This window comes from Streptomyces sp. R818, assembly GCF_056172735.1.
Map to the genome: position 1 here is coordinate 40,833 of NZ_JAOCNE010000010.1, position 26,563 is coordinate 67,395.

Annotated in this window: 24 protein-coding genes; 14 read left to right on the forward strand and 10 right to left on the reverse strand. The window is 72.3% G+C overall.

Annotation, left to right across the window (positions count from 1 at the left end):
- Positions 1 to 156 precede the first annotated feature (156 nt).
- Positions 157 to 3,546: an ALF repeat-containing protein gene (locus N5I75_RS24280; RefSeq protein WP_476680538.1), complete on the forward strand. Its 3,390-nt coding sequence runs from the start codon at positions 157 to 159 to the stop codon at positions 3,544 to 3,546.
- Between the two features lie 110 nt (positions 3,547 to 3,656).
- Positions 3,657 to 4,061: a hypothetical protein gene (locus N5I75_RS24285; protein ID WP_476680540.1), complete on the forward strand. Its 405-nt coding sequence runs from the start codon at positions 3,657 to 3,659 to the stop codon at positions 4,059 to 4,061.
- Between the two features lie 46 nt (positions 4,062 to 4,107).
- Here N5I75_RS24285 and leuE read toward each other — a convergent pair whose 3' ends face one another.
- Both leuE and N5I75_RS24295 read right to left on the reverse strand, forming a co-directional pair.
- The gene (gene leuE, locus N5I75_RS24290) at positions 4,108 to 4,767 is read right to left on the reverse strand and encodes a leucine efflux protein LeuE (RefSeq protein ID WP_476680542.1); all 660 of its coding nucleotides are present in this window, start codon (positions 4,765 to 4,767) and stop codon (positions 4,108 to 4,110) included.
- A gap of 65 nt (positions 4,768 to 4,832) precedes the next feature.
- Positions 4,833 to 6,422 carry an acyl-CoA mutase large subunit family protein gene (locus N5I75_RS24295; RefSeq protein ID WP_476680544.1) on the reverse strand — a complete coding sequence of 530 codons (1,590 nt, stop codon included), beginning with the start codon at positions 6,420 to 6,422 and terminating at the stop codon, positions 4,833 to 4,835.
- A 242-nt stretch (positions 6,423 to 6,664) separates the two neighbouring features.
- Here N5I75_RS24295 and N5I75_RS24300 point away from each other — a divergent pair, with 242 nt between their 5' ends.
- On the forward strand, positions 6,665 to 7,582 hold the full coding sequence (locus tag N5I75_RS24300) for a L,D-transpeptidase family protein (RefSeq protein WP_476680546.1): 918 nt from the start codon (positions 6,665 to 6,667) through the stop codon (positions 7,580 to 7,582).
- A 170-nt stretch (positions 7,583 to 7,752) separates the two neighbouring features.
- Here N5I75_RS24300 and N5I75_RS24305 read toward each other — a convergent pair whose 3' ends face one another.
- The 5 genes from N5I75_RS24305 to N5I75_RS24325 form a co-directional block, all read right to left on the reverse strand.
- Positions 7,753 to 8,964, reverse strand: a complete 1,212-nt coding sequence (locus tag N5I75_RS24305; RefSeq protein ID WP_476680548.1) for a hypothetical protein — start codon at positions 8,962 to 8,964, stop codon at positions 7,753 to 7,755.
- On the reverse strand, positions 8,964 to 9,626 hold the full coding sequence (locus N5I75_RS24310) for an RNA polymerase sigma factor (RefSeq protein ID WP_476680550.1): 663 nt from the start codon (positions 9,624 to 9,626) through the stop codon (positions 8,964 to 8,966). The genes N5I75_RS24305 and N5I75_RS24310 overlap by 1 nt, the downstream gene beginning before the upstream one ends.
- A gap of 278 nt (positions 9,627 to 9,904) precedes the next feature.
- Positions 9,905 to 10,594 (reverse strand): hypothetical protein, encoded by a 690-nt coding sequence (locus tag N5I75_RS24315; protein WP_476680552.1) that lies wholly within the window; start codon positions 10,592 to 10,594, stop codon positions 9,905 to 9,907.
- Positions 10,591 to 11,199, reverse strand: coding sequence for an RNA polymerase sigma factor (locus N5I75_RS24320; protein ID WP_476680554.1), 609 nt, complete (start codon positions 11,197 to 11,199; stop codon positions 10,591 to 10,593). Before N5I75_RS24320 ends, N5I75_RS24315 begins: the two co-directional genes overlap by 4 nt.
- 129 nt (positions 11,200 to 11,328) lie before the next feature.
- The gene (locus tag N5I75_RS24325; protein WP_476680555.1) at positions 11,329 to 12,219 is read right to left on the reverse strand and encodes a hypothetical protein; all 891 of its coding nucleotides are present in this window, start codon (positions 12,217 to 12,219) and stop codon (positions 11,329 to 11,331) included.
- A gap of 323 nt (positions 12,220 to 12,542) precedes the next feature.
- Between N5I75_RS24325 and N5I75_RS24330 the strand changes: the two genes are divergently transcribed.
- Positions 12,543 to 15,194 (forward strand): FG-GAP-like repeat-containing protein, encoded by a 2,652-nt coding sequence (locus N5I75_RS24330; RefSeq protein ID WP_476680557.1) that lies wholly within the window; start codon positions 12,543 to 12,545, stop codon positions 15,192 to 15,194.
- Positions 15,195 to 15,228: 34 nt separating this feature from the next.
- Here N5I75_RS24330 and N5I75_RS24335 read toward each other — a convergent pair whose 3' ends face one another.
- From N5I75_RS24335 to N5I75_RS24345, 3 genes are all read right to left on the reverse strand, one after another.
- On the reverse strand, positions 15,229 to 15,738 hold the full coding sequence (locus N5I75_RS24335; protein WP_476680559.1) for a hypothetical protein: 510 nt from the start codon (positions 15,736 to 15,738) through the stop codon (positions 15,229 to 15,231).
- Between the two features lie 85 nt (positions 15,739 to 15,823).
- The gene (locus N5I75_RS24340) at positions 15,824 to 16,678 is read right to left on the reverse strand and encodes a DUF4328 domain-containing protein (protein WP_476680561.1); all 855 of its coding nucleotides are present in this window, start codon (positions 16,676 to 16,678) and stop codon (positions 15,824 to 15,826) included.
- 106 nt (positions 16,679 to 16,784) lie between these two features.
- Positions 16,785 to 18,380, reverse strand: a complete 1,596-nt coding sequence (locus N5I75_RS24345) for a beta-N-acetylhexosaminidase (protein WP_476680563.1) — start codon at positions 18,378 to 18,380, stop codon at positions 16,785 to 16,787.
- 328 nt (positions 18,381 to 18,708) lie between these two features.
- Between N5I75_RS24345 and N5I75_RS24350 the strand changes: the two genes are divergently transcribed.
- From N5I75_RS24350 to N5I75_RS24395, 10 genes are all read left to right on the forward strand, one after another.
- Positions 18,709 to 19,266 (forward strand): 2-oxo-4-hydroxy-4-carboxy-5-ureidoimidazoline decarboxylase, encoded by a 558-nt coding sequence (locus N5I75_RS24350; protein WP_476680565.1) that lies wholly within the window; start codon positions 18,709 to 18,711, stop codon positions 19,264 to 19,266.
- 149 nt (positions 19,267 to 19,415) lie between these two features.
- On the forward strand, positions 19,416 to 19,796 hold the full coding sequence (sdhC, locus tag N5I75_RS24355) for a succinate dehydrogenase, cytochrome b556 subunit (RefSeq protein WP_394431184.1): 381 nt from the start codon (positions 19,416 to 19,418) through the stop codon (positions 19,794 to 19,796).
- Positions 19,797 to 19,804: 8 nt separating this feature from the next.
- On the forward strand, positions 19,805 to 20,290 hold the full coding sequence (locus tag N5I75_RS24360; RefSeq protein ID WP_476680567.1) for a succinate dehydrogenase hydrophobic membrane anchor subunit: 486 nt from the start codon (positions 19,805 to 19,807) through the stop codon (positions 20,288 to 20,290).
- A gap of 19 nt (positions 20,291 to 20,309) precedes the next feature.
- Positions 20,310 to 22,064: a succinate dehydrogenase flavoprotein subunit gene (gene sdhA, locus N5I75_RS24365; RefSeq protein WP_476680569.1), complete on the forward strand. Its 1,755-nt coding sequence runs from the start codon at positions 20,310 to 20,312 to the stop codon at positions 22,062 to 22,064.
- Positions 22,064 to 22,840 (forward strand): succinate dehydrogenase iron-sulfur subunit, encoded by a 777-nt coding sequence (locus N5I75_RS24370; RefSeq protein WP_476680571.1) that lies wholly within the window; start codon positions 22,064 to 22,066, stop codon positions 22,838 to 22,840. Before sdhA ends, N5I75_RS24370 begins: the two co-directional genes overlap by 1 nt.
- Positions 22,841 to 22,972: 132 nt before the next feature.
- Positions 22,973 to 23,389 (forward strand): VOC family protein, encoded by a 417-nt coding sequence (locus N5I75_RS24375; protein WP_476680573.1) that lies wholly within the window; start codon positions 22,973 to 22,975, stop codon positions 23,387 to 23,389.
- A gap of 97 nt (positions 23,390 to 23,486) precedes the next feature.
- Positions 23,487 to 23,894 (forward strand): hypothetical protein, encoded by a 408-nt coding sequence (locus N5I75_RS24380; protein ID WP_476680575.1) that lies wholly within the window; start codon positions 23,487 to 23,489, stop codon positions 23,892 to 23,894.
- A 26-nt stretch (positions 23,895 to 23,920) separates the two neighbouring features.
- On the forward strand, positions 23,921 to 24,550 hold the full coding sequence (locus N5I75_RS24385) for a thiol-disulfide oxidoreductase DCC family protein (protein ID WP_476680577.1): 630 nt from the start codon (positions 23,921 to 23,923) through the stop codon (positions 24,548 to 24,550).
- Positions 24,480 to 25,271, forward strand: coding sequence for a TetR/AcrR family transcriptional regulator (locus N5I75_RS24390; protein ID WP_476680579.1), 792 nt, complete (start codon positions 24,480 to 24,482; stop codon positions 25,269 to 25,271). The genes N5I75_RS24385 and N5I75_RS24390 overlap by 71 nt, the downstream gene beginning before the upstream one ends.
- 154 nt (positions 25,272 to 25,425) lie before the next feature.
- Positions 25,426 to 26,556: a D-alanyl-D-alanine carboxypeptidase family protein gene (locus N5I75_RS24395; protein WP_476680581.1), complete on the forward strand. Its 1,131-nt coding sequence runs from the start codon at positions 25,426 to 25,428 to the stop codon at positions 26,554 to 26,556.
- Positions 26,557 to 26,563: the final 7 nt, after the last annotated feature.

Here is a 26,563-nt window from a genome sequence, read left to right on the forward strand (position 1 = left end):
TCGAAGTGACCTCCGTCACCCTCGTAAAAGGTTGTACCACCGCAGGTGAACAGTGCGAGATGATTACCGGCACACGCGCTTTCCATTCCCTTGTGGGTTGTGCAATTCCGCGCGATCGACTGCCGAAAGGAATGTGCGTGGCTAATGTCTCGGCGCATGCAGACAGCCTTTTGGAGCAGACGCCGGGTGCTCGGCACCCTCGCCGCGGGCACGGCCCTCGCCGCCACGTCGAGCCTCGTTCTCAACCCCTTGGCCGCCTGGGCGGACGTCCCGCCGGACGGTGACGACGGCGACCCGTTCAACCTGCCGGACACCGACCGGGCCAAGGTCGTGCAGGCGTGGATGACCGGTGGAAAGGCCGTGCGGGCCGCCGCCGAGCTGGCGTTGACGGGCACCGACGCCGATGTGCGGACCTTCCTCACCACCGAGCTCCCGGCGGCCACCGCCGAGGACAACCGGGTCGCCGTCGCCACCTCCCTCGCCAAGGGCGGCAAGGGCACGCGCCGGGACGCCTCCGCCGCGCTGGACAACGGCGACGCCGCCATCGCCGACTACCTGCGAACGGGCTTCAAGGCCGGCCTCCTCGAGGACCTGCGGGTGGCCACCTCCACGGTGATGGCCACCGGCGCCAAGGCCGTGAACCGGGACGGCAGCACCGCGCTCGACGCCGACACGCAGGAGGCTCTGGAGGACTTCCTCCTGCAAGGACAGTACGAGGCCCGCCTGGAGGACATGCGCGTCGAGGTGTCGAGCCTCATGGTGCAGGCCGGGCCCGAGGTCCAGAAGTACGCCGACCGGGCACTGTCCGGCACCCCGGACGACGTGGAGTGGTTCCTGGAGACCGGGCAGCACATCGCCCGCGCCCGCGACCAGGAGTCCGCGAGGATCGAGGAACTCGTCGCGGTGGTCGAGCGGGAGGGCAGGAACGCCGACGCCAGGACGAAGCAGGCAGAGGAGGCCGCCGCCCGCGCCGTGGAGGCCGCCGCCAAGGCCAAGGCCGCGGCGGAGAAGGCCGCCGCCGAGGCCGAGGCGGCCAAGGAGGACGTGGTCGAGTCCGGCAAGGCGGCCCGCAAGGCGGCCGAGGCCGCGGAGGGCGCCGCCGACTCGGCACGGGTCGCCACCCGCGCCTCGCACGCCGCCGTCCAGGCGTCCCGCCGCGCCGCGTATGCCTCCGCGGCGGCGAGCCAGGCCGCGGCGAACGCGGGCTCCGCCGCCGCCCGCGCGTACAACGCCGCCATCGGCGCGTCCAAGGACGCCTCCAAGGCCGCCGTTGCCAAGAACGCGGCCGTCGCCGCCCGCAACGCCGCCGCGAAGGCCCGCAGCGCGGCGAAGGCCGCCGACTACGCGGCCACTTCATCGGCGCAGGCCGCGAACGCCGGTGCCGCCGCGGCCTCGGCCGCGCGCAACGCGGCCGCCGCCGCCACCGCCTCCGCCAACGCCGCGGCCGCCGCGGGCAAGGCGCAGGCGGAGGCGGCCGAGGCGAAGCGGCAGGCCGGCATCGCGACCGCGAACGCCAACATCGCCACCAACGCGGCCGGTACCGCCCAGGCCCTCGCCACCACCGCGGCCGCCGCGGCCCGCACCGCACGGGACGCCGCCAACAGCGCCGCCGACCACGCCGACAAGTCGGCGGACGCCGCCGAGTGGGCGGCCAAGTACGCGGGCCAGGCCCTGGACCACGCCAAGAAGTCCACCGACTTCGCCAACGAGGCGACCAAGGCCGCCAACACCGCCACCGCCGCCGTGGCCCAGGCCGTCGACGTGGAGAAGAAGGCCCGCGAGGCCGAGTGGCAGCGTCTGGACGAGGACATGAAGGCGTCGATGGAGGAGACCCGTCTCCTCGCCGAGATCGAGGCGCTTGAGCGGGCCGAGTACGCCGCCAGGCGGACCCAGGCGGAGCAGGCCGCGCAGGCCACCAAGGACGTCATCGCCCAGGCCGAGACGGCGCTCGGCGCGAGCGACCTGAGCCTCGCCGCGACCCTCGGCCGCAAGGCCGCCATCGCCCTCGCGAACTCCCACGGCACGTGGTCGCAGGAGGCCGCGCGGTTCGCCCTGTCCGGAGCGGACGCCGACATCCACGCGTGGCTCGACACAGACCGGCAACTGGCGCAGCGCCAGGACGACCGGGAGACCGCCCTCTACCTCGCGCAGACCGGCTCCCCGGACCTGGGTGACGGCGCGAGCGCGGCGCTGGAGAGCACCGACCCCGACGCCGCCACCGCCTTCCTGACCGCCGGTCTGATCGACGCGGTCGCGGCGGACAACCGCGTGGCGATCGCCCGGGTCCTCGCCAACAACCCGGGTACCGCCGTGAAGAAGGCGGCGAACGAGGCCCTGGACGCGGGCACCGCCAAGGCCGCCTACACCTTCCTCGCCACGACGTTCGAGGCCGCGCAGCAGCAGGACGACGCCGTCGCCATCTCGTCCCTCATCAACACCGCGGGCCCCTACACCCGGGCGCACGCCCAGGCCGCGATGGAGGGCCCGGCGTGGATGCGCCGCAACTTCCTCGCCTCCGTCCAGTACAAGACCGCGCAGCTCGACCACGACTCGGCCGCGCACACCGCCGCCGTCCAGGGGGCGATCGCCGCCGCCGCCAAGATCGCGCAGAACGCCCAGCAGGACGCGGCCCGGGCGCAGCAGGCGGCTGCCAACGCCCGTAACGCCGCCACCGAGGCGGCCGAGTGGGCGGACAAGGCCGGCGCCGCCGCCACACAGGCGAACACCTACGCCCAGCAGGCGCGGGCCAACGCGGACGCCGCCGACAAGTCGGCGCAGAACGCCCAGCTCTCGGCCGACCGGGCGGCGCAGGCCGCCACCACCGCGCGCTCGGCCGCGCGGTCGGCGAACTACTCGGCCAACCGCGCCGTGGACGCCGCCCGCTCCGCCGTGGCCTCCGCCAACTCGGCGCAGGCGTCGGCCGCCTCCGCGCGCGCCTCGGCGGTGCAGGCGGGCAAGGACGCGAGGACCGCCGCCGCCGCGGCGAGCGACGCGCACCGGATCGCCACGGAGAAGCGGAAGGCCGAGGTCGCCGCCGCCGCCAGGAGGGCCGCCGAGGCGGCCCGCAAGGCGAAGGAAGCGGGCACGAACCCGGCGGACACCGCCGAGAACGACAAGGTCAAGGACGACCTGCCGTGGTGGAAGGAGGATGCCAGGTGGCTGGCGAACGCCACCAACTGGCTGAGCATCGGCACCGGCTTCGCCGCCGCCCTGCTCGGCGTCGGCGGTCTGGCCGCGGGCGTGTTCTTCCCGCCGGCCGTCCCGTTCATCGAGGCCGCCGCGGCGGGTTTCGGCTACGCGTCCCTCGCCTTCGCCGGACTCAACACCCTCTTCACCGGCATCGGGTACGGCCTGGGCAGCGGTGAGTTCAGGTCGTCGCTCGCGAGCACCGCGCTCGGTGTGCTGACCTTCGGCCAGTCCAAGTGGATAGGCGCCCTCAGCAAGGTCGGGGACTCGGTCGTGGCCCCCGTGGCGACGAAGATCACGCAATTCGGCCACGACCTGATCTCCCCCGTCACCGGACTGCTCGGATCGCTCGGCTTCTGACCGGACGGCCCCGCGTCCGTACGGGATCCTGGAGCCGGGGAGCCCGGCGGTCCGCCCACCGGGCGCACCGCCGGGCCGCCCCGGCCCCGCTCGCACCGCTTCCCCCGCTGATGAACGGACTCGTCATGCTCGCGCGGCTTCCCCTCGGCTGGCTGCTCCTCATGGCCGCCTTCGCCACCTGCGTGCTGTGTCTCGCGGTGGACCGTTGGATGCGCTCCCGCGGGCTGACGCTGGTCTTCCTGGCCGCGTCCGTCGCCTGCTGCTGCGCCATGGTCCTGGCGGGCGGCGCGTGGCACCAGCACTGGAACGCGCGGCAGATGCTGGTCCTGTACTCCTTCACCTGGGCCGGGCTCGCCATCGGCCTGTTCCCCGCCCGCAAGCTGTTCCTCGCCTACGGCGACGAGTGGCGCCGGGGCGTCGGACGGGAGAGGTACGCCTACCCGGCGCGCTACAGGTGGTTCCTGTACGGGTGCGTCATCGGCATGTGCTCCGTGGCGTTCGTCCTGGCCCGGTGACGCGGTCGCGGCTCGCCGCACCCCGTGCCGCGGCTCGGTCCCGGACTTACACGCTGGCCAGCGACAGCTTCACCGCGAACCCCAGGAACAGCACCCCGGCCGCGGAGGTCGCCCCCGCGGAGAGCCGCTTGCGGCGGCGGAACGCGGCGGACAGCTTCGTGCCGCTGAAGATCAGCGCCGAGAGGTACAGCACGCTGGCGAGCTGCGCGAAGGCGCCGAGCACGACGAAGGAGACGGCCGGATAGGCGTAGGAGGGGTCGACGAACTGCACGAAGAACGCGATGAAGAAGAGGATCGCCTTCGGGTTGAGCAGGCTGATCACGAAGGCCCGGCGGAAGGGCCGCTCCTGCGCCGAGGGGGCCTCGTCGAGACCGGCCCCGGCGGCGGCGATCCGCTCGCGCCGGGTCCGCCACATCGACCAGGCGGCGCGCATCATGCCGATCGCGAGCCAGGTCAGGTAGCCGGCGCCCGCGTACTTCACGATCCCGAAGAGCACCGCGTTGGCCTGGAGGAGGGAGGCGACACCGGCGGCGGAGAGGGTCATCAGGACCGTGTCCCCGCACCAGACACCGGCGGCCGCCTTGTAGCCGGTGCGGACGCCGCGGCGGGCGGCGACGGAGAGCACGTACAGCGAGTTCGGCCCCGGGAGGAGAACGATGAGGACGGTACCCGCGAGATAGGTCGGAAGATCGATGACACCCAGCATGAGCGGAGTGTCGCACAGCGGTCCGGCACTCCGTCCACCCGTTCCAGCTTTGAGGAGGCGAGGGGTCAGAACCGTTCCGCCGGGGTGTAGGTGCCCCACACCTCGCGGAGCGCGTTGCAGACTTCCCCGACGGTGGCGCGGGCGCGCAGGGCGTCCTTCATCGGGTAAAGGACGTTGACGGTGTCCGCGTCGGCCTCCGCGGCCTTCTTCAGCGCGGCGAGCGCCGTGTCGACCGCGCCCTGGTCGCGTTCGGCGCGCAGGCGGGTGAGTCGGGCGGCCTGCTGAGCCTCGATGGCGGGGTCGACGCGGAGGGGCTCGTAGGGCTCCTCGGCGTCGAGCTGGTAGCGGTTGACGCCGACGACGACGCGCTCCCCGGCGTCGGTCTCCTGCGCGATCCGGTAGGCGGAGCGCTCGATCTCCGCCTTCTGGAAGCCGTGCTCGATGGCGGCGACGGCGCCGCCCAGCTCCTCGACCCTGCCCATCAGTTCCAGGATCGCCGCCTCGACGTCGTCGGTCATCCTCTCGACCACGTAGGAACCGGCGAAGGGGTCGACGGTGGCCGTCACGTCCGTCTCGTAGGCCAGGACCTGCTGGGTGCGCAGGGCCAGGCGGGCGGACTTGTCGGTGGGCAGGGCGATGGCCTCGTCGAAGGAGTTGGTGTGCAGCGACTGGGTGCCGCCGAGGACCGCGGCCAGGCCCTGGACGGCGACGCGGACCAGGTTGACCTCCGGCTGCTGCGCGGTCAGCTGCACCCCGGCCGTCTGCGTGTGGAAGCGCAGCATCAGCGACTTGGGGTTCTTCGCGCCGAACTCCTCGCGCATCAGCCGCGCCCAGATCCGGCGCGCGGCGCGGAACTTGGCGACCTCCTCCAGGAGCGTGGTGCGGGCCACGAAGAAGAACGACAGGCGGGGGGCGAAGTCGTCGACGTCCATCCCGGCGGCGACCGCGGTGCGCACGTACTCGATGCCGTCGGCCAGGGTGAAGGCGATCTCCTGCGCGGGCGAGGCCCCCGCCTCGGCCATGTGGTAGCCGGAGATGGAGATGGTGTTCCAGCGCGGGATCTCCGCCTTGCAGTACTGGAAGATGTCCGCGATCAGCCGCAGCGACGGCTTGGGCGGGAAGATGTAGGTGCCGCGGGCGATGTACTCCTTGAGCACGTCGTTCTGGATGGTGCCGGTCAGCCGGTCCGCGCTGACGCCCTGCTCCTCGGCGACGAGCTGGTACAGCAACAGCAGCAGCGCGGCCGGGGCGTTGATCGTCATCGAGGTGGAGACCTGGTCCAGCGGGATCCCGTCGAACAGGACGCGCATGTCGTCGATCGAGTCGATGGCGACGCCGACCTTGCCGACCTCGCCCGAGGCGATCGGGGCGTCGGAGTCGTGGCCCATCTGGGTCGGCAGGTCGAAGGCGACCGAGAGCCCCGTCGTGCCGTTGGCGATCAGCTGCTTGTAGCGGGCGTTGGACTCGGTGGCGGTGCCGAACCCGGCGTACTGGCGCATCGTCCATGGCCGGCCCGTGTACATGGAGGGGTAGACGCCGCGCGTGAACGGATACCCACCCGGTTCGCCCAGTTGGCGCTCCGGATCCCAGTCCTCCAGGGCCGACGGGCCGTACACCGGCTCGATGGGCAGTCCCGACTCGGATTCGCGCGCCATGCCTGTGCCTCCAGCGATCTGCCGACTGATCGTGCGGGGTGCGTGCTACTGCCAGTAGTCGCCGCGTCCTGCGACGGACTGTAGCGGCGGGCGTGCGCTCGGTGGAGGGGCCCACGCTGGGAGCTTGCTCACAAGCCGCGGGTGCGGTGTCGGCCAGAGTGCGCGCGCCCCGTTCGCAACCGTCGCGGCGCGGGCAGCATCTGATGTGACAACAGGGAACGGCGCGGCAGGCGGGGGACGTCATGCGAACAGCTGTCATACGGAGAGCGCTCGCCGGGCTGGGGGTGCTTGCCCTGGCCTGCGGCTGCAAGGTGGAGACGGTCGGAGCGGGCGGCGCGGGGCAGTCGGGGGCGGCGCCGCCGGGCCCGCGGGCGTCCGCTGCCGCGTCGGCACCCGACCCGGCGGCGCCGTCCACGCCGGACCGCGGCGAGCCGTCGGGTCCCGGCCACGACAGGCCCCGCGACCGGCCGTCGAGCGCCGGTGACGACAAGCCGTCGAGCCCCGCCGCGGTGACACCGACGCCACCGCCCCGGACGCTGTACGAGACGGGCAGCCGGGGCGCGCAGGTGCGGGAGCTCCAGGCGCGGCTGCGGCAGATCGCGTGGCTCTTCGACGGGCCGACCGGCACCTACGACGCCCCGACGGCGAAGGCGGTCGGCGGCTTCCAGCTCAAGCGCGGTCTGCCGAGCACCGGCATCACCGACACCGTCACCTGGCAGCGCCTGGTGGCGATGACGCACGAGCCGACCCGCGACGAGCTGTACGCGGCGGGCGGGCAGCCCGCGGCGAAACCGGACCCGCGCTGCATGACGGGGCGGGCGCTGTGCATCAGCAAGAAGAGCCGGACCGTGTCCTGGATGGTCGACGGCAAGCGGCTGCTGACGACCGACGTCCGGTTCGGCTCGCAGTACACGCCCACCCGCGAGGGCCTCTTCCACGTGTTCTGGAAGTCGCGGCACCACGTGTCGACGCTCTATGACACGCCGATGCCCTACGCGATGTTCTTCAGCGGCGGCCAGGCGGTGCACTACTCGTCGGACTTCGCGGCCCGCGGCTACAACGGCGCCTCGCACGGCTGCGTGAACGTACGGGACGAGGCGAAGATCGCGAGCCTGTTCGCGCAGGTGCGCAACGGCGACAAGGTCGTCATCTACTGGTGAGCATCTGCTGGTGAGCATCCACTGGTGGAAGACGGGGGCGTGGGTGGGACCGGGGGAACGTGTCCCACCCACGCCGGTGGCACCGAGCCGAAGGTACGGGGGGAACCCCCGGCTCGTGCACTGCCGATGACCAGTCGGCACTGAGTACTGCGTCCACGGCTCCGAAAACGTCACACCTGGCGCTCAATATTTTTCTGCGGACCGGATTCCCGCTGGTCAGAGCGGGTTTCCCGGTAGGTTTTCCGGTCGCGGTCGTGACCGCGCTCGCGCCGGTCGCCGCGACCGTGGGGGCGGCCGTCGTGGCCGCCGTTGCCGTTGCCGCCGCCGGCGCGGGGGCCGTGGCCTGAGTCGGACTCCGGGTCGTCGTCCTCGTCGTTGTCCTGGCCGCCGCCGTGGCCGTGCGAGCCGGTCAGACCGTACGAGCCGTCGGAGCCGCCGGAACCGCCCGACTGGTTCGACCCGTGGGGCGAGCCGTCGTTGCCGCCGTAGTAGTCGGAGTCGCGCGGGCTGTCGGAGTCGCGGGGGTCCTCGGACGGGTCGAGCACGCGGGCGCAGAACCGGCCGAGGTCCGCGCTGCTCCGGCCGTACTTCCGCGCGGAGCCGCGCAGCCGTTCCCGCTCGTCGGCGCTGAGGTCGCCGCCCCGATAGCGGCGGCAGGCGTCGGTCACGCGGCGGTGCAGCCCGTCGGACATCCGGTCGTCGCCGCTTCCGCCCCCGGCCTCGGCCTTGCCGTCGTCGCCGGTGGCGTCGGAGGCGGAGGTGCCGGGCGCCTCCTTCGCGGTGTCCCCGGCGCCGTTCCCCGGCGTACCGCTGGGGTCCGGGGTCACCGAGCCGTCGGGCCGGACCTCGTCCTTGTCCTTGCCGCGCGGCGGGGGCGAGACCAGCGGCCGTTCGTCGGGGTTCGGCACGCCGCCGGAAACGGAGGAGGCGGGCGTCGGATCGCCGCTGCCGCCGAACGGGGACGGCAGCATCCCGGCCCCCACGGCGACACCGACCCCGCCGACCATGCAGGCGGCCAGCGCGGCGGCGAGCCCGAACCGCGCCGGACGGGCCCAGCGCGGACGCCTTCCGGCCCCGTGACGCCCGGCCTCGTCAGGTCTTCCGGCCTCGTGGTACCCCGCGATCACCACACTGTCGCCCGCCTCGTGCACAGCGGCGTCCACCGCGGAGACGGCGCGGGCCTCTCTGAACGCCTTCAACGCGGCGTCCTCGCCCGGGAGTTCACCGTCGGGCCCGGCCGGGAGCGCGGTCAGGGCGTCGAGCGAGGCGCGGAGTTGTTCGGCCCGTCGGACGTCGTTCTCGGTGGCGGCCTCCAAGGGCTCCCCGCTCAGCAGGCGCTCCGCCGCGTCGCGGTCCAGCCACTTGTCGTGCTCGTCGGCCATCACATGTCCTTCTGCGTCCGTGTACGCGATTGCGTCACACCGGCAGACGTCACCGCAGGGGTACTCGGCTGCCTCTGATGCGGGACGGATTCGAGGGAACCGGAGGATTTCTGCTCGGCGCCGAGCAGCTCGGCGAGGCGTTTGAGTCCGCGGTGGGCGGCCGTGCGGACGGCTCCCGGCCGCTTGCCGAGGGTCTGCGCGGCGCTCTTCGCGTCGAGGCCGACCACGACGCGCAGCACGACGGCCTCGGCCTGGTCCTGCGGAAGCTGGGATATCAGGTGCATGGCGGTGCCGGTGGCGAGGGACTCCAGCGCCTCGTCGGCGGTGTCGGACGAGGCGGGCCTGCCGGTGAGTTCGCTCTCGTCGCCGCCGATGGCGGGCCTGCGCCCCCGCATCCGTATGTGGTCGAGGGCGCGGTTGCGGGCGATGCGGGCGGCCCAGCCGCGGAACCGGTCGGCGTCGCCCTCGAAGCGGGTGAGGTCCCGGGCGATCTGCAGCCATGCCTCGGAGGCCACGTCCTCGGCGTCCGGGTCGCCGACGAGCGTGCGTACGTATCCGAGCAGCCGTGGGTGCACGGCGCGGTACACAGTCCGGAACGCGGTCTCGTCCCCGTCCTGTGCCGCAAGCACCGCGGCGGTCAGCTCCGCGTCGTCCCCCAGCACTTCCTGTCCCTGCCTGCCCCGGTGATGAAGCCCGTGCCCCGTGTGAAGGTGTGCGCTCCCGGCGCGAATCAGCACGCTACGGCCTGAAACGCCCTCGCGTCCATGTTTGTACAAGGTGCAACCAACGTGTCACGCAGCGGGGTGTGACACAAAACGCACGCGCGGCGCTGAGACAAGTACGGGCCGCTAGCGACCCGTACCGCGCGGCGGCCGGGGTCTCTCCTGTGGGGGGTGGCGACCCCGGTCGTCCCGTTTCCGGGGCACATCGCTCCCCGTACCTATGACTTCCCGTGCGCCTTGCCGGGCCCGGTCGTCGCGGTCGGGGCGGTCGTCGAGGTCGTCGAGGTCGTCGAGGCCGTCGCTGTCGGGGCGTCACATCCTTCGGCGGCCCGCTCCGAGCGGTTCAGCCCGTGCCCGGCCTCGTACGCCTTGCAGCGCGCCTGCTGGTTCCCGGCCCGTCCGGGTGTGGGGACGGCACCGGTCCCGGGCGTCTTCTCCTGCCGCCCCGGCGGCACATGCTCCGGGTCGGTCCCAACAGGGCCGGACAGGGCCGGACTTGGCGCCCCGGGAGCCGTACTCGTCGGCTCAGGACGCTCCGACGACATCTCCGGGCGCCCCGACGGCGACCCCGGGGCCTCCGAAGGCACCGCGATCCGCCCCGGCCGGTCCCGCTCCCCCGGACCGTCCGGCGAGGACACCGTCCCGATGCCCGCCACCGCCACCCCGCCCACCGCGACGCTCGCGAGCAGCGCCCCGGCGGCCGCCCGCAGGGACCATCCCGCCGGGCGGCGCCGCGGGCGCCAGTCGTCGCCGGGCCGGGGCCGCGCGTCGAGCGCGCCGGCGTCCCGTGCGGCGCGGAACGCGGTCAGCGCCGCCTGTTCCGCCCGCGCGCCGGGCGGCCCGGCGCGGACGACGGCCGCGGCGAGCCGGGCACCGACGGCGTCCGGCGGTCCGGATCTCCGGGTCATCTCGCTTCCCCTTCCGTGCCGGACCGGCCCTCGGCCCCGCCGAGCTGCCGCGCGAGCCGCTTCAGACCCCGGTAGGCCGCCGTGCGCACGGTGCCGGGGCGTTTGCTGAGGACGCGCGCGGCGGTGGGCCCGTCGAGCCCGACGACGACGCGCAGCAGCACCGCCTCCCGCTGATCGCGGGGGAGTTCGCCGATGAGGGCGAGGGCGCGTTCCGTGGACAGGGTCTCCAGGGCCTGCTCGGCGGTGTTGTGGGCGGCGGGCAGGTCGAGCACGTCCTGCTCCAGGACGGTGGTGCGCGGGCGCACCTTCTGCCGGCGCAGCAGGTCGAGGGCGCGGTGGCGGGCGATGGTCGCGGTCCAGCCGCGGAAACCCGCGCCGTCGCCGCGGAAGCGGCCCAGGTCGCGGGCTATCTCCAGCCAGGCGTCGGCGGCGACGTCCTCCGCCTCGTGGCCGACGAGCCCGCGCAGGTAGCCGAGGAGTCCGGGCTGCACCATGCGGTAGGCGACGGCGAAGGCGGCCTCGTCGCCTTCCTGGGCCCGCGCCACGGCCGCGCCCAGCTCGTCGTCGCGCACATGCGGACGACGGGGCTCCGCTCCCTGGCCCAACCGCTTCCCTCTTCGTACGACAACGATGTGCCGGGCACCTGCGCCCGTGAGCGCGCCCCACGTCGATCAGCGTCCTTGTGCACAGAAACGTCACATGACCGCGTGCGCGGACCCGGCCGGGCCCCGCGTTCAGACCTCGAACAAGGCGCCCTCGCCCGCCGGGGCCTCGACGACCCGCGCCGGGTCGGGCCGGTGCACGTCGAAGGGCTTGTCGTAGTCGGTGAAGGTGACGGCGATCCACATGGTGCCCGAAGTGCCGCTGACCGAGCGCAGATACGGGTCCCCGTCCGCGACGACGTACGCGGTGGGGTCGGCGTCGCTCCTGCCCGCGGGCGGCTTGAGCGGGACGAGGCGTTCCCCGTCGCGGCGCACGGCGGGCAGCGCGCGGGTGCCCGCCGGGTGTTCGGTCATCTCGGTGGCGAGGAGCCGGCCGACGCCGCACTGCCGGCCGATGGCCTGCGCCCCCTTCGGGCCCGGCGGCACCTTCACGTACTTGCCGCGGGCCAGGGCCGTGAGCGCCCGCGCGCGTGCGCCCGTCTCCGGGCTCAGGGCATCGGCCCTGTCCTGGAGTGCGTCGAGGGACGAGTCGGTGTACTTCAGGTACGCCTCGTCCTGGCCGTCGCCCTCGCCGTCCCCGTCGGTGTCCGCGCCGCCCTTGAGGTAGACGAGGCCGGCGACGACCCCGTCGCCGGCGTCGAGGGTCCCGGAGCAGTTCCCGTGGTGGTCGAGGCCCACCTCCACCCGTACATGCCTGCCGCCCGCTCTGACGTCCGCCGCCATCCGCACGGAGTAGGCGTCGCGCAGCCGGACGCCCGCCTGCCGCAACAGCCGCTCCCCGCGCACCTGATCGGCCGGTCGCGGCGCGGCGGTGTCGGTGACGGCCGTGGCGGGCACGGCGAGCGCGCGCATCTCCGCGGACGGTCCGACGGGCCGGAACGCGGCGCCCCCGGCGGCGAGCGCGACGACGAACACCCCCGTGGTCACCGTTCGGCCGACGGTCCGTCTCTCACCCTCACGCATGTGGTGCATCCCCAAGTCCGTTCGCTGTCGCTCCACTTGTCCATCGGAGGCGGCGCCTCGTCCGTCACAGCTCACGCACATGTCTCTTCTCACAACCCGGGTCACGCGGTCGCGTACAACCTTCGGAGACCGCCGGTCGTCTGCACGCACAGCCGTGGAGGCCGTGTGACGTTCCTCGACGGCCGTTCGCTGAACAGATCAACTCCCCGTGACGCACGCGGGGTTCTTGTTGACTTCTCCAAGGGGTGGGGCATTTGAGCCCGCGACATTCGCGCGGCAAGGAGCAGAGCGCGCGCGCTTCGCACGCGTACAAGCCGCTCAGCATGAAGCGAAGAGCGTGGATCACGCTCGGCGCGGTGGTGCTCGGCGGGGCCGGGGTGGCGACGTACGCCATGGCCGCCGGTCCGGCCGACACCGCCAAGGGCCCCGAGCGGCGGGCCGCGGCGGTGCACACGCTGAAACTGCAGACGAAGGGCGACCGCAAGGTCGTGCCGCAGAAGTCGACCGCGACGTTCGGCGCCGTCTCGGTGACGTGGAAGGACCCGGACGCCGAGATCGACGGCAAGGCGCAGTTCCGGGCGCGGGACGCCGAGAGCGGCGACTGGGGCGCATGGACGACGCTGCCCGAGGAGACCAACGACGCCGACGGCGCCGAGCGCGAGCGCTCCGCGATCCGGGGCGGCACCGCGTCGGTGCCGACGGAGGACGTCTCGGACGGTGTCGAGGTCCGGGTGGTCGCCGCGGACGGCACCGCCTCCGACCTGCCCGCGGGCATGGACGTCAAGCTGATCGACCCGGGCACCGGGCCGACGGACGCCGACCTGGCGAAGCCGGCGGCCTTCAGCGAGGACACGGCGACGCCCGGCGTCACCACGACGGCCGACCCGTCGGCGACGCCCTCCGCGCCGGAGACGGTGGACCCCGGCTTCGCCGAGACGGAGATCGCAAGTCCGGCCGAGACCCCGCCGGCCACCACGACCGCCACCACGACGGCCACCGCGTCCCCGTCGCCCAGCGACACGCCGCCGGCGCCCCGCCCCTCCACGGTCGTGAAGCCGTACATCATCCCGCAGTCGGTGTGGGGCCCCGGTCTCTCGCACGACGGGACGCCGTCCTACGACACGGAGATCAAGGCCGCCGTCGTCCACCACACCGGTGTCGACGCCGACAACCAGGTCCCCTGCGCCAAGTCCGCCGAGCGGCTGCGCCAGATCCAGCAGGACCACGTCTCCAAGGGCTACTACGACCTCGGCTACAACTTCGTCGTCGACCGCTGCGGCCAGATCTTCGAAGGCCGTACCGGCGGCATGGACCTGCCGGTGCACGGCGCCCACGACTACGGCTTCAACACCGACACCGTCGGCATCTCCTACATCGGCAACTTCGAGAAGGTGAAGCCGACCAAGGCGGCGCTCGACGCGATCGCCCGCGTCGTCGCCTGGAAGTTCGGCCAGTACGGCATCAAGGCGACCAGCAACGTCACCCTGACGTCCAACGGTGACCTCGGTACCGACGGGAACAAGGTCGCCAAGGGCTCGACCATCACCCTGCCCCGCGTCTTCGGCCACAAGGACACCAACAGCACCCTGTGCCCCGGCGCGAACCTGTACCCGAAGCTGGCGCGCATCCGCACGCTCGCCGCGACGCCGGGCATCTCGCACGCCCTGCCCTCGCAGAACCTGCTCGGCGACGCCACCCCGGACCTCGTGACCGGCGTGCCGAAGGGGTCGAGCGGCGGCCAGGTCGTCGTCGTACCGGGCACCATCGACGGGCCGACGGCCACCGGCCGGAAGGCGATCTCGCAGGCCGGTGACGTGCTCGGCGCCGCCGAGACCGGTGACGAGTTCGGCACGGCCACCGCGACCGCCGACCTGAACGCGGACGGCTGGACCGACCTGGTCGTCGGCCAGCCCGGCGAGGACGACTCCGCCGGTCACAAGGACCGCGGCGCCGTCACGGCCCTGTACGGTCCCGAGCTGACCAAGGGCTTCGCCGTGGACCTCGACGCGAGCTACACCCCGGACGGCGCCCGGATCGGCGCGGCGGTCGCCGCCGCCGACTTCGACGCCGACGGCAAGGCCGACGTCTTCACCGCCTCCACCGGCGCCGGCGGCACCTGGGCCGCCCGCTACGCCGACGGCCGGATCTCCCACGCCAAGCTGACGACCGCAACCGGCAACCTCGCCGTGGCGGACGCCGCGAGCGGCGACTTCAACCTCGACGGGTACGCCGACGTCGCCCTCAACTACCGCGACGCGGGCGGCATCGGCCGCGTCGTCTGGTTCAAGGGCTCCGCCACCGGCCTGACCAAGGTGGCCGTGCTGAGCACCAAGGGCGGCCGCTCGATCGCCGCGGGTGACGTCAACGGCGACGGCGTCGACGACATCGTGATCGGCCAGCCCTACACCGCCGAGTCCGGCGGTGTCTCCGGCGGCCAGGTCACCTTCGTCAAGGGCACCGCGGGCACCGGCCCGACCGCCACCGGCGCGAAGACGATCAGCCAGTCCACGGCCGACGTCCCCGGCGCCAACGAGTCAGGGGACGCCATGGGCTGGTCCGTCGCGGTCGGCGACTACGACAACGACGGCTACGCGGACATCCTCACCGGCGCCCCGAACGAGGACATCACCCGTACGACGAACCGCTCGAACGCAGGCACGACGCTGCTCATCAAGGGCTCGTCGGCCGGGCCGACCGGCGCGGGATCCGTCGCCCTCTCGCAGGACACGGCGGGCGTCCCGGGCGCGACCGAGACGAACGACAACTTCGGCACGGCCACCGCGCTCGTCGACCTCTCCGGCTACGGCCGGGCCGACCTGGTGGTCGGCGCGGCGGGCGAGGACACCAACAACGGCACCCTGCTGTACGTGCCGAGCAACAGCACCGGTCTCGGTCTGACCACGACCAGCACCTACAACAACGCGGCCCTGGGCACCCCGGCGGGCGCCCGCCTCGGCGCCAGCCTGGCGCCGTAGCACCGCTCTCCTGGACCGGCTCCCGGGGCGGCGCTCACTGCGCCACCCCGAGCCGGTCCAGGAACCGGAAGAACGACTCCTCCGCCGACGGCTCCGCCACCGCGCGCAGCACGTCCGCGAGCGGCTGCGGCTCGACGGTGCGCCCGCACTCACCGGCCCAAGAGACGGCGCGCTCGGCCGCGTCGTCCGGCGGCAGGAAGTAGTCCTCCAGGGCGCGCTCGTCGCCGCCGATGAACGCGGCCATCGCGGTGCGCCCGAGACACGTCGTCCACGCGCCGCCGTCCGGCGCCGCCGCCTCGATCACGGCGCAGCTGCTGTCCATCACGTACGCGAAGAGGGCGGGCGCCCGGGTCTCCGCCGCGAGCACGTTCATGCTGCCGACGTCGCGCGTCACGTCGTCCTTGCCGCCGGGGCACTCCCAGATCTGCCAGTCGCCGGGCCGCTCCTCAAGGAGCGTGAGCTCGTCGGCCACCCCGGCCAGCGCGCGCAGCTCCTTCAGCGGCCGCCCGCTCCTGGCCACCACGTAGTAGCCCCAGTAGCCCATCGCCGTGCCCCCGTCCCGGTACTCCCCTGTCGACCTCGGGCGAATAGACCACAGGGGTGCGGGGCTCCGCCACCCGGCGCGTCGACTAGGCGCCGGCGGTGGCCGAGGCGCCGCCGGCCGTCACCTTGCGGTTCTGCAGCCGGGTCAGGGACCGGACGAACCAGATCGCGGCCGCGGCGCTGACGATGTCGAGCGTGTCACTGGCGAGCATCCAGGCCGTCGCCGACTCGACCTCGGGGAGGCTCTCGGCCCTGTCGTACTGCGAGCCCACGAACCGCCCGAGGAACTGGTTCAGGAGCCAGAGGGTCCACCACAGGTCGATCACGCCGGACCGCGCCTGCCTGCGGGTCAGTTCGAGGCCGTCGGCGCTGGCGTGCCAGGTGTCGAGCGCGATCCGGCGCGGGAACCAGAACGCCACGATCGGCACGAAGAAGCCGAAGATCGCCCACGGGCGGGCCTTGCTCTGCCCCTGCGGCGCGAAGATCTCCGCGTTGTCGCGCACGCGCAGGAACCAGAGGATGAAGCCGATCGCGGTGACCACGAGCGCGCCCGCCTGCGCGATGCCCAGGAGGCTGTACGCGTCGTCGATGCGGCCGAACCGCCCCTCGTCGTACCCGGACCAGTCGCCGTCGGCGATGTCGGACAGGGTCCCGTACTCGGCGATCCCGACGCCCACCGCGCCCAGGTCGACCGCGATGACGAGGCCGAGCAGCGCCATGGCGAGGGTGGCCAGGCCGTTCGGCGACTTCAGCAGCGCCCAGCGGGCCCTCGGGTCGTAGGGCGCGGACGGCAGCGGCGGCGGCAGCGGCGCCAGGGGCTCCGCCCGCTCAGCCTCCGTGCCCGGCGCCGCCGTCAGCGACCCGAACGCCTCGTCCGAGCAGCGGGCGCACAGCCCGTCCTCGACCAGCGCGTTGTTCTTCCCGCATCTTCTGCACAGCACAGCCGCGCGCCCTCCCCAGGCAACCGCCGCTGTGTTCGACCCCCCGGCCGCGCGGCCAGCGGACCATACGGCCCGCCGCCCTGCGCTGTCCAGTCGTTTCCGCAGGTCAGCCGGTTACCCGACCCGCGAGGTCGACGAACTGCGGCCACGTGAGGTCCGGCTTCCGGGCGTCCCACAGCTTCTGCGCGGTGGCCCGCAGCGGCATCCGTACGCCCTGCGCGACCTGCGCCCGGGTCTGCGACTGCGCGAGGTCGCACCAGACGGCGAAGGTCCCGCCGAGGATCTGGTCGTCGTACTTGGCGGGCACGAGCGTCGTCCCGCGCACGACGCGCGGCGTCCAGCTCTCGTAGATCCGCTTGCCGGTCGGGTAGGTGAAGGTGTTCGGCTGGCCGAGGACGTAGTACAGGAACTCGTCGTTGTAGTTGGTCAGCTTCCGCCCGGCGCTCAGGTACGAGACCGGTTCGCGCGCCCCGATCTCCTTGCCGGTCCAGTACGCGACCTCCAGGTTCTTGTCGGCGTCGACGGTCCCGCCCTCGTAGAACCCGTCGTTCCACGCCTTGAGGTGCCGGTCGTAGGGGGCCATGGTCTTCGCCCGGTCGTTGAGCCAGGACTGCGCGAGGTCCTGCACCCGCGCGCCCGACCCGTGGGCCCGCCGCGCGGCGGTGGCGAGCTGCGGGTAGGAGGTCTCCGGGCTCTTGACGGCCAGCGCCCGGTACTCGTCGGCGCCCAGATGCCAGTACGCGCCCTTGAACAGGCCCGCGTACTCCTTCAGCAGATCGTCCACGATCTTCGCCGACCCCGGCTTGGAGATGTCGACGGCGCCGCGCTGGGCCACGCCGTTCGCGTCGCGCAGCTGCAGATCGGGGTGGGCCTTGATGACGGCGCCGAGGTGCCCGGGCGAGTCGATCTCGGGGACGACCGTGACATGCCGCTCGGCGGCGAGGTCCAGGATCTCCCGCACCTGCGCCTTGGTGAGGTGGTCCTCCGACACGACCTCCGGATGCGAGTCGGACTCGATCCGGAAGGCCTGGTCGTCGGAGAAGTGCAGCCCGAACTGGTTGAACTTCAGGTCCCCGATCTCCCGGATCCGGTCCTTGATGAAGTCGGCGGAGAAATGCTTGCGGGCGATGTCGAGCATGAATCCGCGCTGCGGTTTGGCGGGCTCGTCGGCGACGACCCCCTCGGGCACGGTCGCCCCGCCGCGCGCCTCCTGCTTCAGGGTGCGCGTCCCGTAGAACACGCCGGTCTCGGTCGGCCCGACGATACGGACGGCCCCGTCCCGCACGGTCATCCTGTACGACTCCTGGTTCGCCCGGCGCGCCCCGCCGAGCGCCAGTTCGACGTCCCCGGCGCCCGCCTCGGCGTCCTCGCCCGCGTACGTCAGTCCCAGCTCACCGGCGATCAGCCTGCCCTCGTCGGCGAGCCCCTTGTCCCGCACGACGACCCGGCCGCCGTCCGCCTTCCAGCCGGGCCCGCGCGCCGCGGTGAAGTCGCGGACCGCGGGGATCGTGCGCGGCGGCTTCGACAGCGCGTACGACCTGCTCGGCGAGGGGGACGGGGACGCGGGCGCCGACGAGCCGGTCTTGCCGTCGGACGGTGCCTGCGAGGAGGAACCGTCCCCACCGTCCGGCCAGAGCACGGCCGCGACGACCACCGCCCCGGCCACGACGACCCCGCCGCCCAGCAGCACCTTGCGCTCCACGTCCGACCACCTCCGCTAGCGATCACGTTCCCGCCGACGGTAACGGCCGCCCCCCAGGGGCGCGGGGAACTGCGCGACAAGCCACGACGCGCCGACACGTACAGCCGGACGGAACCACGACGGCGCTCCCACGGAAACGCCCTAAACTCTTCCGTCCGGGTGAAATTCGCGCATCCGTCGGACACCCGCAATCACACCTCGCTAGCGTTACGCCACAAACACACGCACGCCGCACGTATCACCAGACCGTCGCACAGCCCCCACCCGTTCCCGCCGGAGGCACCCGCTGTCCGCGCACCGCGCCCCGTCCCCACCCGGTCGCCGGCCCTTGCCGGCGCAGACCGGATCAGCCCAGGGAGTCGCCCGCTTCAACGCCCTTCCGCGAGCCGCCGCGGAGGACGCCCTGCACAGCTGTTTCGGCAGCCGCGCCTGGGCCCGCCGCCTCGCCGCGCACCGCCCCTACCCCGACCTCGACGCGCTGCTCGCCGCCGCCGACGAGGCCGCGTACGACCTCCCCATCAGCGCGATCTCCGAGGCCCTGGCCCGCGAAGAGCTGCCGTGCCTGCCGGGCGCCGACGTCTACGAGGCCGCGTACACCGCGCTGGCCGCGGCGCACGGCGCGTACGAGTCCCGGTTCGGGCACGCCTTCGTGATCTGCCTGGACGACGTCGCCCCGAGCGAGGCGCTCGACCATCTGCTCGCCGGGATCCACGCCCGGCTCGGCAACGACCGGGAGGAGGAGCGCGTGACCGCCGCGGAGGAGCTGCGCCGACTCGCCCGGGGCCGCATCACCCGTCTCCTGCGCGCGCTGCCCGCCGCGAGGAGCGCGGGGCCGGACGCCGCACGGGGACAGAGCCTGGGCGATAGCCCGTACGTGCCTGTTTGATTGCCTGTTTGATCACACCGGAGGCCCCGGCGCGAACGAGCCGACAACTCGTCGATACGATGACGAGCGGCCGGTGGACCGTACCCGGCCGGGCCCGACCGACAGTGAAGCCGGCGCGGCCCTCAGTCCCGCTCCCGGAGGGTTCTTCCGTGCCGGCTGGAACGCTGTACCGCGGCCGGGAAGGCATGTGGTCGTGGGTGGCTCATCGAGTCACCGGTGTCCTCATCTTCTTCTTCCTGTTCGTACACGTCCTGGACACCGCTCTCGTCCGCGTCTCCCCCGAGTCGTACGACGACGTCGTTTCCACCTACAAGACGCCGATCGTCGCGCTCCTTGAGTACGGCCTCGTCGCCGCCATCCTCTTCCACGCGCTCAACGGCCTGCGTGTCATCGCCGTCGACTTCTGGTCGAAGGGCCCGCGCTACCAGAAGCAGATGCTCTGGACCGTCGTGGGCATCTGGGTCGTCCTGATGATCGGGGCGCTCTACCCGGTCCTCGGCCACGCCGTCCGTGAACTCTTCGGGAGCTGAGGCCAGACATGTCCGCTGAGACCACTTCCGCCCCGTCCGGTGTCGGCCCCGTCGAGAGCGCCCCGCTCTACGACGCCGACAACCCGGCCCCCGTCATCGAGGCGCCGCGCAAGCGCACCTCGAAGACCGGCAAGGGCAGCCGCGGCAACTTCGAGATGGCCGCATGGCTCTTCATGCGCCTGTCGGGCGTCGTCCTGGTCGTCCTCGTCATCGGCCACCTGCTGATCCAGCTCGTCCTCGACGGCGGCGTCTCCAAGGTCGGCTTCGCGTTCGTCGCGGGCCGCTGGGCGTCCCCGTTCTGGCAGGGCTGGGACCTTCTGATGCTGTGGCTCGCGATGCTGCACGGCGCCAACGGCCTGCGTACCGTCATCAACGACTACGCCGAGCGCCCCCAGAGCCGCCTGTGGCTGAAGGGCCTGCTGTACGCCGCGACGGTCTTCACCGTCCTGCTGGGCACGCTGGTGATCTTCACCTTCGACCCGAACATCCGTTAAAGCCGAGGCGAGCGAACCCGTGAAGATTCACAAGTACGAGACCGTCATCGTCGGCGCCGGTGGCGCGGGCATGCGCGCGGCCATCGAGTCGACCAAGCGCAGCCGCACCGCCGTGCTGACCAAGCTCTACCCCACCCGCTCCCACACGGGCGCCGCGCAGGGCGGCATGGCCGCCGCGCTGGCCAACGTGGAGGAGGACAACTGGGAGTGGCACACCTTCGACACGATCAAGGGCGGCGACTACCTGGTCGACCAGGACGCCGCCGAGATCCTCGCGAAGGAGGCCATCGACTCGGTCCTCGACCTGGAGAAGATGGGCCTGCCGTTCAACCGCACCCCGGACGGCACCATCGACCAGCGCCGCTTCGGCGGTCACAGCCGTAACCACGGCGAGGCGCCGGTCCGCCGGTCCTGCTACGCCGCGGACCGCACGGGCCACATGATCCTCCAGACGCTGTACCAGAACTGCGTCAAGGAGGGCGTGGAGTTCTTCAACGAGTTCTACGTCCTGGACCAGCTGATCGTCGAGGAAGACGGCGTCAAGAAGTCCGCCGGTGTGGTCGCCTACGAGCTGGCCACCGGTGAGATCCACGTCTTCCAGGCCAAGTCGGTCATCTACGCCTCCGGCGGCACCGGCAAGTTCTTCAAGGTGACGTCGAACGCGCACACCCTGACCGGCGACGGCCAGGCCGCCTGCTACCGGCGCGGGATCCCGCTGGAGGACATGGAGTTCTTCCAGTTCCACCCGACCGGCATCTGGCGCATGGGCATCCTTCTCACGGAGGGCGCCCGCGGTGAGGGCGGCATCCTCCGCAACAAGGACGGCGAGCGCTTCATGGAGAAGTACGCGCCGGTCATGAAGGACCTCGCGTCCCGTGACGTCGTGTCCCGCTCCATCTACACCGAGATCCGTGAGGGCCGCGGCTGCGGTCCCGAGGGCGACCACGTCTACCTCGACCTCACGCACCTCCCGCCGGAGCAGCTCGACGCCAAGCTCCCGGACATCACCGAGTTTGCGCGGACCTACCTCGGCATCGAGCCCTACACGGACCCGATCCCGATCCAGCCGACCGCGCACTACGCCATGGGCGGCATCCCGACCAACGTCGAGGGTGAGGTCCTCGCGGACAACACCACCGTCGTCCCGGGCCTGTACGCCGCCGGTGAGGTCGCCTGCGTCTCCGTGCACGGCGCCAACCGTCTCGGCACCAACTCGCTGCTCGACATCAACGTCTTCGGGCGTCGTGCGGGCATCGCCGCCGCCGAGTACGCGCACACCACCGGGTTCGTCGAGCTGCCGGAGAACCCGGCGTCGCTCGTCGAGGCCCAGGTCGAGCGGTTGCGCAACGCGACGGGCACCGAGCGCGTCTCGGTCCTGCGCAACGAGCTGCAGGAGTGCATGGACGCCAACGTGATGGTGTTCCGCACCGAGCAGACGATCAAGACGGCCGTCGAGAAGATCGCCGAGCTGCGCAAGCGTTACCTCAACGTCTCGATCCAGGACAAGGGCAAGCGGTTCAACACCGACCTCCTGGAAGCCATCGAGCTGGGCAACCTGCTCGACCTGGCCGAGGTCATGGCGACCTCCGCGCTGGCCCGCAAGGAGTCCCGCGGCGGCCACTACCGCGAGGACTTCCCGAACCGAGACGACGTCAACTTCATGCGCCACACCATGGCGTACCGCGAGGTCGGCGACGACGGCTCCGAGTCCATCCGTCTGGACTACAAGCCGGTCGTCCAGACCCGCTACCAGCCGATGGAGCGTAAGTACTGATGGCAACCCCGATCATGGACAAGGCGGAGGCGGCCGGCACGGCCGAGCCCGGGTTCGCCGACTCCCCGTACATCACCGTCACCTTCCGGATCCGCCGGTTCAACCCGGAGGTCTCGGCGGAGGCGAACTGGGTCGACTTCCAGCTGGAGATCGACCCGAAGGAGCGCGTCCTCGACGCCCTCCACAAGATCAAGTGGGAGCAGGACGGGTCGCTGACCTTCCGCCGCTCCTGCGCGCACGGCATCTGCGGGTCCGACGCGATGCGCATCAACGGCAAGAACCGCCTTGCCTGCAAGACGCTCATCAAGGACATCAACCCGGAGAAGCCGATCACGGTCGAGGCCATCAAGGGCCTGACGGTCCTGAAGGACCTGGTCGTGGACATGGACCCGTTCTTCCAGGCGTACCGCGACGTCATGCCGTTCCTCGTCACGACGGGCAACGAGCCGACGCGTGAGCGCCTGCAGTCCGCCGAGGACCGCGAGCGGTTCGACGACACCACCAAGTGCATCCTGTGCGCCGCGTGCACGTCGTCCTGCCCGGTGTTCTGGAACGACGGCCAGTACTTCGGCCCGGCCGCGATCGTCAACGCGCACCGCTTCATCTTCGACTCGCGCGACGAGGCCGGGGAGCAGCGCCTGGAGATCCTCAACGACCGTGACGGTGTGTGGCGCTGCCGCACCACCTTCAACTGCACGGACGCCTGCCCGCGCGGCATCGAGGTCACCAAGGCGATCCAGGAAGTGAAGCGCGCGCTGATCACGCGCCGCTACTGACCTTCCGGTCGTACCCGGCCCGTGGGCCCCGCTCCTCTGCTGGAGCGGGGCCCACGGCCGTTTCCGGGGCGCCACGGTCGCGCCACCGCCTCGTACGCGGGGAATTGACCGATTCAGCGCTAATCTGACGGTATGTCACAGGTCACGTCATCATCGCTGGACACCCTCGGCTTCGACAACGCCTTGCTCCCCGTCGGCGACCTGGCCGAGGCCGCCGCCTTCTACGAGCGCGCCGGGTTCCCCGTGAAGTTCCGTCTCGACGAGGCCGGTATCGCACTCCTCGGCGTCGGCAAGGAGACGCCGGGGCTGCTGCTGCGGGCCGAGGAAGGGTTCACGCACCGGCTGCCGCCGTGGCCCGCGACGCGGCTCTGGCTGGAGGTGCCGGACGCCCGCGCGACCGCCCGCTCCCTGCTCGAAGCGGGCATCAAGCCGCTCGATCCGCCCTTCTCCACATCCACCGGGTACGTCGTCGAGATCGCGGACCCCTGGGGCAACGTCATCGGGTTCACGGACTACCTCAAACGCCCCGAGCTGGCGCGCACTTGCTGATTCCGCCCTCCAGCTTGAACGTGTTCAAAAACAGGTCTACTGTCACTCCTGTCAGCGTTTTTTGAACGCGTTCAAGGCAGTTCAAGGAGGGTGGGGCATGGACCTCACAGTGGTCGCCTACGTCGTGTACCTCGTCATCAGCATCGGTCTGACCGTCTGGGTGGCACGCACGCTGAGCCGCAACGGCAAGGTCTTCCTCGCCGACGTGCTGCACGGCAACGAAAAGCTGGCCGACGCCGTCAACCACCTGCTGGTGGTCGGCTTCTATCTGGTGAACCTCGGCTTCGTCGCCCTCTACCTGAGCGGCGACGGGACCATCGAGAACGCCCGAGGCGTCTTCGAGGCGCTGTCGACCAAGCTCGGCGTCGTGCTCCTCGTCCTCGGCGTGATGCACCTGGGCAACGTCTACGTCCTCAACAAGATCCGGCGGCGCGGCGTCATGGAGCGCGAACAGCAGCCGCCGGTCCCGCCGCAGGGCTGGGCCGCTCCGGTGGCCGGGGCGTGACAGCGGTGGGAACCCCGGGGGGAGCCATGGGGGAGACGGACCGGGGCGCCCGGGGGGACGCTCCGGTCCGCCGGCTCACCGTGCTCTACGACGCCGAGTGCCCACTGTGCACGTTCGCCCGCGGCTGGCTGGCCCGGCAACGGCAACTGGTGCCGCTGGACTTCGTGCCCGCGGGCTCCGACGAGGCGCGCGGCCGCTTCCCGGGCATCGACCACTCGGCGACGCTCACCGACATCACCGTCATCGGGGACGGCGGGCAGCTCTACCGCGGCCCCGCCGCCTGGGTCGTCTGCATGTGGGCGCTGCGCGAGCACCGGGCCACCGCCCACCGCATGGCGACGCCCGCCGGGATGAAGGTCGCCAAGCAGGTGGTGCTCGGCGCCGCCAAGTACCGCGAACTGCACCAGGGCCGGCAGGCCGGGGGCGGGGCGTACCGGCGCGCGGACGGCTGGGTGTACGACGCGAAGGACGGCTGGTACTACGTGCGGCCCGGCACGGTCAGCGCGAGCCAAGGCCATGGGGCGGGGGGCGCTAGCCACGGGGCCGGGAGCGGGAGCCGCGGGGCCGGGAGCGCGAGCCAAGGCCATGGGGCGGGGGGCGCGAGCAACGGGGTCGGGAGCGCGGCCTGTGACACCGGCTGCCGCGTGGCCGATTAGGCTCTTGGGCGTGGCTACAGACAAGTCGGAGGCCAAGGGCGCCAAGAGTGAGCAGACGCGGGCGCTGATCCTGGAGACCGCGATGCGGCTGTTCCGGGAGCGGGGCTACGACAAGACGACGATGCGGGCCATCGCCCAGGAGGCCGGGGTCTCCGTCGGCAACGCGTACTACTACTTCGCCGGCAAGGAACACCTCATCCAGGGGTTCTACGACCAGATCGCCGCCGAGCACCAGGCGGCGGTCCGGTCCGTCCTGGACCAGGAGACCGACCTCCAGGCGCGGCTCGCCGGGGTCCTCCGGGCGTGGCTGGAGATCGCGGAGCCGTACCACGAGTTCGCGGCGCAGTTCTTCAAGAACGCGGCCGACCCGGACTCGCCGCTCAGCCCCTTCTCGGCGGAGTCGGAGGGGGCGCGGGAGGCGTCGATCGCGGTGCACCGGGAGGTGCTCGCCGGGTCGAGGTCGAAGGTGGCGAAGGAGCTCGCGGTCATCCTGCCCGAGCTGATGTGGCTGTCCCAGATGGGGCTCGTCCTCTACTGGGTCTTCGACAGTTCGCCGGGCCGCGAGCGCAGCCGGCGCCTCGCCGAGAGGGGCGCCCGGCTCACCGCGCGGGGCGTGGCGCTCGCCCGGTTCCGGGTCCTGCGCCCGCTCGTCCTTGAGGTGCACGAACTGTTCATCGATTTCCTGCCGGGGATGACGCGGACGGCGCCGGAGGAACCGTAGCCCGTGGGTGTGTGCCCCGGGCCCCTCTGTCCTTTACCCGGGCTTGGGCCGGTACGGTCGCGGAATGCCCGGCACCACCCCTCCCCCACAGCCCCCTCTTCCCCCACATACCTCGCGGACCGTCTCGCGCATAAGCCGCCGCAGCGCCCTAGGCATGGGCCTCGGCGCGGCGGCCGCACTCGCTCTGCCCGCCGCTCAGGGCGCGTCCGCCGCCACCTCCGTGATCGGGGGCGAGCGGCTGGCCGCCTCCGGTGTGCAGGTGCGGTACGGCGCGGGAGCCCCGAAGCTGCCGAAGCTCGCCGCGAAGGCGTGGCTCGTCGCCGACGGCGACAGCGGCCACGTCCTCGCCTCCTACGGCGCCCACCGCGTCCTGCCGCCCGCGTCGACGCTGAAGATGCTGTTCGCGGACACGGTCCTGCCGGAGTTCGAGCACGGCATGACGTACAAGGTGACGGCGGAGGATCTGGCCGACATCCCGGCGGGCTCCAGCCTCGTCGGCATCCAGGCCGGAACCACGTACACCGTCCACCAGTTGTGGCAGGGCGTCTTCCTGCGCTCCGGGAACGACGCCGTGCACGTGCTCGCCTCGATGTACGGCGGCGTCGGCAAGGCGGTCGCGGCGATGCAGGCCCGCGCGCGGGACCTCCAGGCGCTCGACACGCACGTGGTCAGCCCGGACGGCTTCGACCACCCGGGCCAGGTCTCGTCCGCGTACGACCTGACGCTCTTCGCCCGCGCCGGGCTGCGGAACGCGGACTTCCGCGGCTATTGCGCCACGAAGGTCGCCGACTTCCCCGCGGGCGGAGGCAAGACGTTCCAGATCCAGAACACCGACCGCCTCCTGACCGGGCAGGGCATCGCCGCGTACGAGGGCCTCATCGGCGTCAAGAACGGCTACACCTCGCACGCGGGCAACACCTTCACCGGCGCCGCGACCCGCGAGGGACGCACGCTCCTGGTCACCGTCATGCATCCGAAGGCCGGGTACGAGGCGGTCTACGCGGAGACGGCCGCGCTCCTGGACTGGGCTTTCGCGGCGGGCGACAAGGTGAGCGCGGTCGGCGAGCTGGTCCCGCCGCTGAGCGAACAGCCCAGGTCCTCGGCGTCCCCCGTGCCGGGCGCTCCCGGTGCTCCCGGCGCCGCCTCCGCGACGCCGCCCGCCCAGAGCTCGGAAGGCTGGGCACTGGGCGGCTCGGCGGCGGTCGCGGCGCTGGCGGGCGGCGGTCTTTTCGCGTTGCGCAGGCGCGGGAACGGGAGGCCCACCGGGCGACGCCGCAAGGCGTGAACCCCGG